Origin of the sequence: Streptomyces sp. MBT65 (assembly GCF_016612545.1) — a bacterium.
Taxonomy (GTDB): domain Bacteria; phylum Actinomycetota; class Actinomycetes; order Streptomycetales; family Streptomycetaceae; genus Streptomyces.
Genome location: NZ_JAENRY010000261.1, coordinates 1 through 11,545, shown reverse-complemented (window position 1 = coordinate 11,545; position 11,545 = coordinate 1). Strand labels below are relative to the sequence as shown.

General features: G+C 71.8%; 11 protein-coding genes and 1 pseudogene. 8 read left to right on the top strand and 4 right to left on the bottom strand.

Annotated features, from left to right (window positions below; translation table 11 throughout):
* The 4 genes and pseudogenes from JHN63_RS39270 to JHN63_RS39255 form a co-directional block, all read left to right on the top strand.
* A pseudogene (locus tag JHN63_RS39270) lies at positions 1 to 427 on the top strand (endonuclease); the annotation flags it as partial.
* Between the two features lie 137 nt (positions 428 to 564).
* Positions 565 to 1,335: a DUF4142 domain-containing protein gene (locus JHN63_RS39265; protein WP_200689890.1), complete on the top strand. Its 771-nt coding sequence runs from the start codon at positions 565 to 567 to the stop codon at positions 1,333 to 1,335.
* A 128-nt stretch (positions 1,336 to 1,463) separates the two neighbouring features.
* Positions 1,464 to 2,255: a TIGR04222 domain-containing membrane protein gene (locus JHN63_RS39260; protein ID WP_200689889.1), complete on the top strand. Its 792-nt coding sequence runs from the start codon at positions 1,464 to 1,466 to the stop codon at positions 2,253 to 2,255.
* A 144-nt stretch (positions 2,256 to 2,399) separates the two neighbouring features.
* The gene (locus tag JHN63_RS39255; RefSeq protein ID WP_200689888.1) at positions 2,400 to 3,980 is read left to right on the top strand and encodes an alpha/beta hydrolase; all 1,581 of its coding nucleotides are present in this window, start codon (positions 2,400 to 2,402) and stop codon (positions 3,978 to 3,980) included.
* Positions 3,981 to 4,055: 75 nt separating this feature from the next.
* Here JHN63_RS39255 and hemQ read toward each other — a convergent pair whose 3' ends face one another.
* Both hemQ and hemG read right to left on the bottom strand, forming a co-directional pair.
* A complete protein-coding gene (gene hemQ, locus JHN63_RS39250; RefSeq protein ID WP_200689887.1) occupies positions 4,056 to 4,787 on the bottom strand; it encodes a hydrogen peroxide-dependent heme synthase in 732 nt (243 codons plus the stop codon).
* Positions 4,784 to 6,223 carry a protoporphyrinogen oxidase gene (gene hemG, locus JHN63_RS39245; protein WP_200689886.1) on the bottom strand — a complete coding sequence of 480 codons (1,440 nt, stop codon included), beginning with the start codon at positions 6,221 to 6,223 and terminating at the stop codon, positions 4,784 to 4,786. The genes hemQ and hemG overlap by 4 nt, the downstream gene beginning before the upstream one ends.
* A gap of 161 nt (positions 6,224 to 6,384) precedes the next feature.
* Here hemG and JHN63_RS39240 point away from each other — a divergent pair, with 161 nt between their 5' ends.
* Both JHN63_RS39240 and JHN63_RS39235 read left to right on the top strand, forming a co-directional pair.
* Entirely contained in the window at positions 6,385 to 7,350 is a 966-nt protein-coding gene (locus tag JHN63_RS39240) for a DUF4349 domain-containing protein (protein WP_200689885.1), read from the top strand.
* Between the two features lie 27 nt (positions 7,351 to 7,377).
* Positions 7,378 to 8,778 (top strand): FAD-dependent oxidoreductase, encoded by a 1,401-nt coding sequence (locus tag JHN63_RS39235; RefSeq protein ID WP_200689884.1) that lies wholly within the window; start codon positions 7,378 to 7,380, stop codon positions 8,776 to 8,778.
* 54 nt (positions 8,779 to 8,832) lie between these two features.
* On the opposite strand, the gene JHN63_RS39230 is transcribed toward JHN63_RS39235, so the two are convergent.
* Positions 8,833 to 9,159 carry a hypothetical protein gene (locus JHN63_RS39230; RefSeq protein WP_200689883.1) on the bottom strand — a complete coding sequence of 109 codons (327 nt, stop codon included), beginning with the start codon at positions 9,157 to 9,159 and terminating at the stop codon, positions 8,833 to 8,835.
* A gap of 125 nt (positions 9,160 to 9,284) precedes the next feature.
* Here JHN63_RS39230 and JHN63_RS39225 point away from each other — a divergent pair, with 125 nt between their 5' ends.
* Positions 9,285 to 10,109, top strand: coding sequence for a rhomboid family intramembrane serine protease (locus JHN63_RS39225; protein WP_200689882.1), 825 nt, complete (start codon positions 9,285 to 9,287; stop codon positions 10,107 to 10,109).
* A gap of 7 nt (positions 10,110 to 10,116) precedes the next feature.
* On the opposite strand, the gene hemE is transcribed toward JHN63_RS39225, so the two are convergent.
* Positions 10,117 to 11,184, bottom strand: a complete 1,068-nt coding sequence (gene hemE, locus JHN63_RS39220; RefSeq protein WP_200689881.1) for a uroporphyrinogen decarboxylase — start codon at positions 11,182 to 11,184, stop codon at positions 10,117 to 10,119.
* Positions 11,185 to 11,288: 104 nt separating this feature from the next.
* Between hemE and JHN63_RS39215 the strand changes: the two genes are divergently transcribed.
* On the top strand, positions 11,289 to 11,545 hold a 257-nt coding region (locus JHN63_RS39215), incomplete at its 3' end, for a DUF3000 family protein (RefSeq protein ID WP_200689880.1).

Here is an 11,545-nt window from a genome sequence, read left to right as displayed (position 1 = left end):
CCCGACCTCCGCCCCCGCCCGTCAGCGTCTCGCCCTCGCGCAGACCGCTCTGCTTTCCGCGCTCGTCGCCGGGACTCCCGTGCCCGATGGGTTTGATCGGGTGCGGGTCGGGGTGCAGGGGCGGGCGCTCGGGGTGAAGCGGGCCGATGTGGTGGCGAAGGTGGCTCCTGAGCTGCCGGTGATTCTTGGGGAGTCGTACCGGTCGGCCTTTCTCGCGTATGCGCACACGCACCCGATGAGCGGCGGGTACCGGCGTGACGCGTTGGACTTCGTCGGGCAGTTGCTGCTCTCGGGCGGGCCCGAGGACCGTGCCGCGCGGCGGGAGTTGCGGGAGTGGTGGCTGGAGCGCTCGGGGCCGGCCCCGCGGTCGGAGCGGCCCGCGGTCCGGCTCGTCCGGGCCACCCGGCGGGTGCTGCAACGCCGTTGAGGGGGCGGCCACGGGGGTGCGGCCGCGCTGACCAGGGGGCCTGGGAGGTGACAGTGACTCCACAGTAATATTGCGGTTCCGCACGAGAGGCGCACGAGAAGCACACTCTTGTGCGGTGCCGTGACAGGAGGCACCTCATGCGACCGCGACCCGCCGTGAAGGGCCGAGGCATCTTCAGTGGCACCGGCGTCATCGTCATGGGCCTGACCGCGACGCTCGCCGCGCTGGTGTTCCCGGTCTGGTCCTACGCCGACCGGTCCGGGACGAGCGGTGCCAACGTGCTCAGCGCCCAGACGGTGACCACCCAGTACGGGCCGTTGTCCGCCCTGGACCGGGACTTCGTCACCCGGGTCCGGCTGGCCGGGCTGTGGGAGCTGCCGGCCGGCCAGCAGGCCGAGGAGAAGGGCACGACCGCGGCCGTACGGACGGCGGGGCAGCATCTCATCGACGGGCACACCTTCCTGGACGAGCGCGTGCGCGACGTCGCCGCCAAGCTCGGGCTGCCGCTGCCGAACCAGCCCAACGCGCAGCAACAGCAGTGGCTGGCCACCCTCAACGCGGCGCAGGGCGTGAACTTCGACCGCGAGTTCGCCAACATCCTGCGCCTCGCGCACGGCAAGGTGTTCACGGTGGTCGCACAGGTCCGCGCCACCACCCAGAACTCCCTGGTCCGCGCCCTCGCCGACGACGCGAACACGACCGTCCTGGACCACATCAAGGTCCTGGAGGCCACCGGGTACGTCGACTTCTCCGCGCTGGCCCGGGACATGGCGGCGTCGAGCACACCCGTGCCCAGCAGTTCCACCGTGGCCGACCCCGGTCAGGTCGTCCCGCTGGCCCCGTCCGTCTCCCCGACCTACGCCCTCCCGCCGGCCGCCTCCAGCCCACCGGCGTCGACACAGCCGTAGAACCGCCGTCCGTCCGTCGAGGACGTGGTTCGGTTCCGGACAATCGGAACGTCACATACCGACAACGCTCCGTCCGGATTGTGAACAAGGCATGGCGTCACACTGGGCCTTTGGCATAGAAACTTGGCATGTTCTGGGTCCTTCTCCTGCTCCTGGCCTGGGCCGTCGCCGGCACCGCGGGCACGCGGCTGTGCCTGGCCGCCGTCAGAGCGGCGGCCGTCGACGCGGACGACACGGGCGCGGGACACGATCTGACGCTCTACGAGGCGGCGTTCCTGTCCGGCGGTCCCGCGCGGGTCGCCGATCTGACGCTCGTCTCCATGGCGCGGCAGCACCGGCTGCTGCTCGCGCACACCGGCTGGGCGACCGTCGTCGACCCGCGCGGCCGGGACGCCATCGAGCGGTCGGTGATCGGCGCGATCGGACCCGAGGGGCAGTCCAGGATCGGCCCGGTGCGGGCCACCGCGGCGGCCACGGACGCGGTCCGCGACGTCGCGGACCGGCTCGTCGACGCGGGTCTCGCCGTACCGGACGGCAGCAGTACGACCGTCGCGGCCGGGGTGCGGCAGGTGCGGGCCGCCGCGCTCGTCGTGCTGGTGCTGGGCGCGACCGCGCTGCTGACGCCGGGCGCCGAGATGCCGCGCGGCCTGGTCGCGCTCTGGTTCGCGCTGCCGCTGGCCCTCACGCTGAGCTGTCTGGCCATCGCGCGGGTGGAGGTGCACCCATATTCGCGCTGGGCCTCCCCGGCCGGTCAGCGGCTGCTCGGCACGCTGGCCCGGCACGCGGGCGGCGGGGACGACCGGATGTATCTGACGTCCGTCGCCGTACGCGGCATCCGCGCGGTCGGCGAGCCCGATCTGCGGGCGGCCTTCGCGCATCGCGAGCAGTACCGCGGGCAGTTCGCCGAGTGGCGTCGCTGACTTCGCCGACCTCAGCGTGAAGGCGCTCCCAGGGGGCGCACAGGGGTCATTGGGGCCGACACCGCCCGATGGTGCTTGCCTTCGTCAACAAGCGAACGAAACATCCCTTCTGTTGCTGCCGTGCTCCGAAGGGATACCGCCACCATGCGAGCCGCCGCCCTGTACTCGGCCGCCGGGTCCTTGCTCCTGACCACCCTCGCCGCCGCCCCGGCCACCGGTGCCCCGGGCGCCGTCGAGTCGGCCGGCACCGCGGTGGCCGCCGCGCACGCCCGGGCGAAGGGCATCGACTTCGGGAAGTGCCCCGACGCGGAGGACATGCCCGGCACCATGGAGTGCGGCACGGTCTCCGTCCCGCTCGACTACGCGCACCCCGACGGCAAACAGATCAAACTGACCGTCGGCCGCGCCCGCGCCACCCACAAGGACCCGCACAACAGCAAGCGCAGAGTCCCCCGCCAGGGCTCCCTGGTCTACAACCCGGGCGGCCCCGGCGCCTCCGGCCTCTACTTCCCGCTGATCGGCATGCTCCCCGAGTGGAAGCGCCTCGCCTCGGCCTACGACCTCGTCGGCTACGCCCCGCGCGGGGTCGACAAGTCGGCTCCGCTGTCCTGCGTCGACCCCAAGCACTTCTTCAAGGGGCCCTCGCAGTCGCCGACCCACCCCTCGGAGTCGTACAAGAAGGAGCGCGTCGCGCAGGCCAAGGCCTACGCGCGCGGCTGCGCCAAGCGCTCCGGCAGCAAGCTCCGCTTCTACACCTCCCTCAACAACGCCCGTGACCTCGACGTCCTACGCGCCGCCCTCGGCGAGGACAAGCTGACGTTCATGGGCGCGTCCTACGGAACCTACTTCGGGGCGCTGTACGCGACGCTGTTCCCCTCGCACGTACGGCGGATGGTGTTCGACTCTGCGGTGAACCCGGACCCCGAGCAGATCTGGTACCGCAACAACCTCGACCAGTCGGCCGCGTTCGAGGGCCGTTGGGCGGACTTCCGTGCGTGGATCGCCCGGCACGACGACGTGTACGGGCTCGGCGACACGGCGGAGAAGGTGCTGCGCAGCTACGAGAAGGCCTCGGCGCGGCTCGCGGAGAAGCCCGCCGGCGGCAAGGTGGGGCCCGCGCAGTTGCAGGGCGCGTTCCTGTCGGCCGGGTACTACGACGACTACTGGCCGCACACCGCGGCGGCGCTGTCGGCCTACCTGAAGGGCAAGCCCAAGCAGCTGGTGCAGCAGGCGGGGGCAACGCCGGGGGCGGCCGTCGAGGCGGAGAACGGCAACGCGGTGTACACGGCCGTCGAGTGCAACGACGCGCCCTGGCCCACCGAGTGGAGTGTCTGGGACCGGGACAACACGCGGCTCGCGCGCGTGGCGCCGTTCGAGACATGGGACAACGTGTGGATGAATCTGCCGTGCGCGTACTGGCCCGCGCCGCGTCAGCAGCCCCTCGATGTGCGCACCGGCCCGGGTGAACTCCCGCCGGTGCTCATCATGGCCGCCGAGCGGGATGCGGCCACGCCGTACGACGGGGCGCTCGAGTTGCAACGGCGGCTGTCCGACTCGGTGTTGGTGACCGAGCGGGATGCCGGGACGCATGGAATCGCGGGTGGGTCCAACAAGTGCGTGAACGGGTACTTGGACGCGTACTTGTTGGAGGGGCGGTTGCCCGAGCGGCACGCCGCATGCGCGCCGCATGCCGAGCCGAAGGCCGCGCGACCGGGCCGTAGTTAGGCTGCGGGCCGGTGGGGGCTGGTCGCGCACACGCGGCGAAGCCGCATACCGACACAGCCCCGAGCGCCTGGAAAACTACGCCAGGCCCGCTACCAGGTCGCCGATGTCCTTGCGGCGGCCGGTGTAGAAGGGGACCTCCTCGCGGACGTGCATGCGGGCCTCGGAGGCTCGGAGGTGGCGCATGAGGTCGACGATGCGGTACAGCTCGTCGGCCTCGAAGGCCAGGAGCCATTCGTAGTCGCCGAGGGAGAAGGACGCGACCGTGTTGGCGCGGACGTCCGGGTAGCCGCGGGCCATCTTGCCGTGGTCGGCGAGCATGCGGCGGCGGTCCTCGTCGGGGAGCAGGTACCAGTCGTAGGAGCGCACGAACGGGTACACGCTGATGTAGTTGCGCGGGGTCTCGTCGGCCAGGAAGGCCGGGATGTGCGAGCGGTTGAACTCGGCGGGGCGGTGCAGCGCCATGTTCGACCAGACCGGCTCCAGGGCGCGGCCGAGCTTCGTGCGGCGGAAGAGGTTGTACGCCTCCTGGAGCTGGTCGGCGGTCTCGGCGTGCCACCAGATCATGAGGTCGGCGTCGGCACGCAGGCCCGACACGTCGTACGTGCCGCGGACCGTGACGTCCTTCGCGGCGAGCTGGTCGAACAGCTCCTGGACCTCGTCGGCGTATCCGGCACGGTCCTCGGGCAGAACGTCCTTCAGCTTGAAGACGGACCACAGCGTGTAGCGGATGGCCTCGTTGAGGTCCTTGGCCAGCTTGCCCTTGTTCGGGACACGGCCGGACTCGGTGGTGGGGGCGTCGTCGCTCATGGGGCTATTCTCCCGCTCCGCCGGACGCGCTCGGCACCCGGGTCACCGGTCAGCCGCTCGACGGCCGCGTAGGCGCTCGCGATGGTCGCCGGGATGCCGACCCCGTCGTAGGCCGCGCCGCACACGGCGAGGCCGGGCAGCTTGCCCACGTGCTCGCGGATGCGGGCCACGCGCGCGTGGTGGCCGACCGGGTACTGGGGCAGACCGTCGGTCCAGCGGGTGACGCGGGTCTCCAGGGGTGCGGCCTCCAGTCCGGTGGCCTCGCGCAGGTCGTGGCGCGAGACGTCGACCAGGTCGGTGTCCTCGCGCTCCAGGATCGCCGTCTCGCCGTAGCGGCCCACCGAGGTGCGCAGGACCAGCACATCCGGGTTCTCGTCGGCGATCCAGCCCCACTTCTGGGAGGCGAAGGTGGATGCCTTGATGGTGCGGCCGTCGACCGGCGGCACCAAGAAGCCGCTGCCTTCGGGGAGTTCGACGTCCGCGCGGCGGTAGGCGAGGGTGATCAGGGCCATCGACGCGTACTCGACGGCGCCCAACTCGGCGGCGGCGCCCGGCACTTCGTCGCGCAACAGCTCGGCGGCCACGGGGGCGGGTACGGCGACGATCACGCCGTCGGCGTCCAGGACGCGGTCGCCGGCGACGATCCGCCAGCCCTCCGCTCCGCTGCGGCGCAGCTCCGTCACCGGTGTCCCGGTGAGGATCTCGGCGCCCCGCGCGCGCACCGACTCCGCGACGGCGAGCGGGAGTTGGCCCACTCCGCCCTGGACGCCCATGAAGACCGGGCCGGTCTGCTGTGCGGCGGCGGCGCGCTCCTGGATGTCCCGGACGGCCTCGGTGAGGGAGTCGTGGGTCCGCGCCGCCTGGAAGAGCTGCGGGACGGCGGAGCGCATCGAGATGCGGTACGCGTCGCCCGCGTAGACCCCGCCCAGGAGGGGTTCGACGAGGCGGTCGACGACCTCGCGGCCCAGGCGTGCCGCCACGTACTCCCCGACCGCCACGTCGTCGCCGACCTCCGTGCGGGGCAGGTCCGCGTCGCGCTCGATGCGGTGCAGGCCCTCGTCCGAGAGGACTCCGGTCAGGGCGGAGGCGGTGCCGGGGACACCCATGACATGGCCCTTGGGCATGGGGCGCAGGGCACCCCGGGTCCAGATCGACGCGGTGGCGGTGGCGGGCGCCCGGAGGCGGTCGGTGAGACCCACCTCGCGGGCCAGGGCGACGGCCTCGGGGCGGCGGGCCAGCATCGACTCGGCGCCGAGGTCCACGCGGGCGCCGGCGATCTCGCCGGGCAGCAGCTTGCCGCCGACCCGGTCCGACGCCTCGACGACCGTCACGCGCACGCCTCTGTCCAGCAGCCGGTGTGCGGCGGCCAGCCCTCCGATCCCGGCGCCGATGACGACGACATGCCCTGTGCCCGTCCGAGTCTCCACTTCGCGCATGTCCCCAGCCTCTCAGACCCCACTGACAGTCCGACCCCGGCCCGGTGTCCCACGCGAGTCCCGACCGTGACCGCATCGGGACCGTTTCCGGCCAACGTCCCGCCCGGTCCGGGCGTCGAAGGAGCGTCAGTCGTCACGACGACCCTCGGGGGTACCGATCCATGCGTACATCACACTCCACACGGCCCGTTCAGGTCCTGGCCGGGCTCCTGCTCGCCTCGGCCCTCGCGCTGAGCGGGTGCAGCGGCGGCGCGGACTCGTCCACCGCCAGCGATGCCGGCGGAGGCGCCCAGGACAAGGCCGCCGCTCCGGACACCGCCCGGCAGGAGGGCGCGGCGGGCAGCGGCAACGCCAGGGACACCAAGGCCGTGCCCAAGCTCACCGCGAGCAGCATCATCCGTACGGCCTCGCTGTCCGTGCGGGTCAAGGACGTGCCGAAGGCGCTGGACGAGGCCCGCGCGTCGACCGAGAACGCGGGCGGGTTCGTCGGCAACGAGACGACCACCCGTGACGGGCAGGGCCATGAGCGGACCCGGGTCGTCCTGCGGGTGCCCACCGACAAGTACGACGAGGTCCTCGCCGACCTGGAGGGCGCGGGCAAGCTGCTGGACCGCAGCGCGAAGGCGCAGGACGTCACCGACCAGGTCGTGGACGTGGAGAGCCGGATCACCTCGCAGCGGGCCAGCGTGGCACGCGTGCGTGAGCTGATGGACCGGGCCACCAAGCTCAGCGACGTGGTGCAGTTGGAGGGCGAGTTGAGCACCCGGGAGTCCGACCTGGAGGCGCTGCTCGCCCAACAGGCCTCCCTGAAGGACCGCACGAGCCTGGCCACCATCACGCTGTCCCTGTCGCAGAACCCGGCAGCGAAGGCCGCCGCCAAGGACGACTCCCCGGGCTTCGTGGACGCGGTGGCGGGCGGCTGGCACGTCTTCGTGACGATGCTGCGCTGGATCGCCCTGGCGCTGGGCGCGGTGCTTCCGTTCGCGGCGGTGGCGGCGCTGCTGGTCGTCGTGTGGCTGCGGCTCGTACGGCCGCGTCGGGCGGCTACGGTCCCCGTGGCCACCGCGGTGGGTCCGCTGCCGGCCGCCCCGCCGGTGCGCGAGGAGGAACAGGGCGGGCAGGACTGAAATCATCGGTCGCCGTAGCGTGTTCGCATGGACATGAGCCGTGCGAGGGGTACCCGGGAACGACTGGTCGTCATCGGCGGTGACGCCGCGGGCATGTCCGCGGCGTCGCAGGCACGTCGCCTCAAGGGGCCGGACGAGCTGGAGATCGTGGCCTTCGAGCGGGGGCACTTCACCTCGTACTCGGCGTGCGGGATCCCCTACTGGGTGGGCGGTGACGTGTCCGCTCCGGAGGAACTGATCGCCCGTACCCCGGAGGAGCACCGGGCGCGTGACATCGACCTGCGGATGCGTACCGAGGTGGTGGAGCTGGACGTCGCGGGCGGGCGGGTACGCGCGCGGGACGTCGATTCCGGGGCCGAGTCCTGGACGTCGTACGACAAGCTCGTGATCGGGACGGGGGCCCGGCCGATCCGCCCCGAGATGCCCGGTGTCGATGCCCCCGGAGTGCACGGGGTGCAGACGCTCGACGACGGGCAGGCGTTGCTCGACTCGCTGGCACGCACGCGTGGGCGTCGTGCCGTGGTGGTCGGGGCCGGGTACATCGGGGTGGAGATGGCGGAGGCGTTCGTCAACCGCGGGTATGACGTCACCGTCGTCAACCGGGGCAAGGAGCCGATGTCGACGCTCGACCCGGACATGGGGCGGCTGGTGCACAAGGCGATGGAGGGCCTGGGCATCACCATGGTCAACGACGCCCGTGTCACCGAGCTGCGCACCGGGGACGACGGGCGGGTGCGGGCGGTGGTCACGGAGGACGCGGAGTTTCCGGCGGATGTGGTGGTGCTGGGGATCGGGGTGCGGCCGGAGACGACCCTCGCGCAGGCGGCCGGGTTGCCGCTAGGGCAGCACGGCGGGCTGCTCACCGACATGGCGATGCGGGTGCGCGGGCACGAGAACATCTGGGCCGGGGGCGACTGCGTCGAGGTGCTCGACCTGGTCTCCGGGCAGGAGCGGCACATCGCCCTGGGGACGCATGCCAACAAGCACGGGCAGGTCATCGGCACGAACGTGGGCGGCGGTTACGCGACCTTCCCGGGGGTGGTCGGTACGGCCGTGAGCAAGGTGTGCGATCTGGAGATCGCCCGTACCGGGCTGCGGGAGAAGGACGCCCACCGCGCGGGGCTGCGGTTCGAGGCGGTCACCATCGAGTCGACCAGCCGCGCGGGCTACTACCCCGCGGCCTCCCCGATGACGGTGAAGATGCTCGCCGAACGCCGTACCGGCCGTCTCCTGGGCGTGCAGATCGTCGGCCGGGAGGGCGCCGCCAAGCGTGTCGACATCGCGGCGGTCGCCCTCACGGCCCGTATGACGGTGGAACAGATGACGGCGTTGGACCTGGGGTACGCCCCGCCGTTCTCCCCGGTGTGGGACCCGGTCCTGGTGGCGGCCCGAAAGGCGGCCGCCAAGGTCCAGGCCGGACTTCGTTGAACGATCCCGTCCGGCCCTTGGTGAACCTTCTTGGTCGGCCCTTGTCGAACGTTCCTACGCCGTGCCGTTGATGCGGTCGATGGCCTGCCGTGCCTGCTCGGCCGGCGGCCTGGCGGGCAGCGAGGAGACCGACGCGCTGGTCGGCGGCATCATCGCGGCGGGCTGCGCCGCCGCGGGCTTCGCGTGGGCGCCCAGCGCGTTGGAGCGCAGCCGGTTGCTCACCGCCTCGTCCAGGGTCACCGGCCGCTGCATCTGCGCGGCCAGGCGTCCCGCTTCCTGGCCGAGCCTGGCGACGTCCTCCCAGGGGAGGCGCACCACCAGGGAGATCTCGGCCTCGCCGTCGGGCGTGGCGGTCATCTGAGGGGAAATCCGGTCGTTCATCGCCTGTTCCTCACGTCGTCCCCGCGACACGCCTTCCCCGCACCGCGAGCGGTTGAGGAGTCATACGCACAGGCGGACGGCGGTGTTCACCGGTTCGCCGCGCGGATCGGGGGCACTAATCCCTTGTGGTCATCCCCGTCCATGACGTGAACCCGGTGCGCCGCACCCCTTGGGTGACGTATGCGCTCATCGCCGCGAACGTGCTCGTCTTCCTGTCCACACCCGGAATGGCGGGTTCCGTGGCGGGCGGCAGCGACCTCTCGCAGCTGTGCCATCTGCAGGCGTTCCTGGACCACTACGCGGCGGTGCCGCGGGAGTTGATCCACCATCAGATGCCCCAGCTCGTCCCGACCGGCGCGGTCCAGGCGGGCCCCGGCGGCGCGAGCTGCGCGGCCGGCCCGCCGAGCTACGACAAGTCGGCGCCCCTGAGCGTCTTCACCGCGATGTTCCTGCACGGCAGTTGGATCCATCTGCTGGGCAACATGCTGTTCCTGATGATCTTCGGCAACAACGTCGAGGACCGTATGGGCCACATCCGCTACACGCTCTTCTACGTAGTGTGCGGTTACGCGGCGGGCTACGGCTTCGCGCTGCTCAACGCCGACTCGGCCGACCCGCTGATCGGTGCCTCCGGAGCGATCGCCGGTGTCCTGGGCGCGTATCTGGTGCTGTACGCGAAGGCCAGGGTGTGGGTCCTGGTGCCTTTCCTGTTCTTCCTGCCGCTGCGCCTGCCGGCCTGGCTGGTGCTGGGCTTCTGGTTCGTGCTCCAGGCGTTCTACTCGGCCGGCGAGGGCGTCTCCGGCGCCGGCACCGTGGCGTACGCGGCGCATGTCGTCGGCTTCCTGGCGGGCATGCTGCTGGCCTGGCCGCTCAAGGCGGGCACGCCCCCGCCGCCGGAACCGCGCGGCCTGCTGTTCGGCAGACGGGCACGGCCCCGGCACACGTGGTGAACGCCTTCTAGACGGCCGTCTCGGTGTGGACGTACTCCACGAGCCGGGTCAGCGCGTCCGGGTCGGTGGACGGCATGACGCCGTGGCCGAGGTTGAAGATGTGGCCCTCCAGGCCCTTCGCCGTGTCGAGGACCTCGCGGGTCTTCGCCTCGACGGCCTCCGTCGGGGCGAACAGGACGGTCGGGTCGAGGTTGCCCTGGAGCGCCTTGCCGGGGCCGACACGGCGGGCGGCCTCATCCAGCGGGACCCGCCAGTCGACGCCCACGACGTCCGCGCCGGCCTCGCCCATCAGACCGAGCAGCTCGCCGGTGCCGACGCCGAAGTGGATGCGCGGGACGCCGTAGCCCTCGACGGCCCTGAAGACCTTGGCGGAGGCGGGCAGCGCCGAGCGGCGGTAGTCGTCCGGGGCGAGGGCGCCGGCCCAGGAGTCGAAGACCTGGACGGCGCTGGCGCCCGCCTCGATCTGGACCTTGAGGAAGGCGGCCGTGATGTCGGCGAGGCGGTCGAGGAGGTCGTGCCAGAGCTCGGGGTCGCCGTACATGATCGCCTTGGCGTTCTCGTACGTGCGGGACGGGCCGCCCTCGACGAGGTAGCTCGCGAGGGTGAACGGGGCGCCGGCGAAGCCGATGAGGGGGGTGGAGCCGAGCTCGGCGGTCAGCAGGCCGATGGCCTCCGTGACGTAGGAGACGTCCTCGGGGGTGAGGTCGCGGAGCTGGGCGAGGTCGGCGCGGGTGCGGATCGGGTTCTCGACGACCGGGCCGACGCCGGGCTTGATGTCGAGGTCGATGCCGATGGCCTTGAGCGGGACGACGATGTCGCTGAAGTAGACCGCCGCGTCCACCTTGTGCCTGCGCACCGGCTGGAGGGTGATCTCGGCGACCAGCTCGGGCCGCGTGCAGGAGTCGAGCATCCCGATGCCCTCGCGCGCCTTGTGGTACTCCGGCAGCGAGCGCCCGGCCTGCCGCATGAACCACACGGGTGTGTGCGGCACGGGCTCACGCCTGGCCGCCTTCATGAAGGCGGAGTCGTAAGTGGCGGACGGCTGCTGGCCCGTAGGGCTCTGGTTGGCACTCACGGGGCAAGTCTCGCACGACGCCAGAAGGCGATTACACGGTGTGCTGAGCGCAAGAGCGGGTGTCTAGTCCCGCACGATGCCTCCGTTCCCCTTAATCTTCCCGCATGGCTGCGGCTCAGGGACGATTGTCGGACGGCACTGACGGAATGGACGACTCCAAGGAGGGGGATGGGGGCGGGGCGGCGCCGCCGGCTTTCCAGGCCGCGGTCCAGGCTCTGAAGAACAGTCGGCTGCGGCCGCAGATCGAGATCGATCCGACGCCGGCGCCCCAGCGGCTCGCCCCCTACGCGTACGCGCTGGAGGCCGCGGTCGTCGACGGCGACCAGGACCTGGCCGACGGCCGGCTGGTGCTGCTGCACGA

Bases quoted from the DNA above. Each gene is read 5' to 3' on its own strand.
- JHN63_RS39265 (WP_200689890.1), top strand. From the start codon at position 565: ATGCGACCGCGACCCGCCGTGAAGGGCCGAGGCATCTTCAGTGGCACC.
- JHN63_RS39260 (WP_200689889.1), top strand. From the start codon at position 1,464: ATGTTCTGGGTCCTTCTCCTGCTCCTGGCCTGGGCCGTCGCCGGCACC.
- JHN63_RS39255 (WP_200689888.1), top strand. From the start codon at position 2,400: ATGCGAGCCGCCGCCCTGTACTCGGCCGCCGGGTCCTTGCTCCTGACC.
- hemQ (WP_200689887.1), bottom strand. From the start codon at position 4,787: ATGAGCGACGACGCCCCCACCACCGAGTCCGGCCGTGTCCCGAACAAG.
- hemG (WP_200689886.1), bottom strand. From the start codon at position 6,223: ATGCGCGAAGTGGAGACTCGGACGGGCACAGGGCATGTCGTCGTCATC.
- JHN63_RS39240 (WP_200689885.1), top strand. From the start codon at position 6,385: ATGCGTACATCACACTCCACACGGCCCGTTCAGGTCCTGGCCGGGCTC.
- JHN63_RS39235 (WP_200689884.1), top strand. From the start codon at position 7,378: ATGGACATGAGCCGTGCGAGGGGTACCCGGGAACGACTGGTCGTCATC.
- JHN63_RS39230 (WP_200689883.1), bottom strand. From the start codon at position 9,159: ATGAACGACCGGATTTCCCCTCAGATGACCGCCACGCCCGACGGCGAG.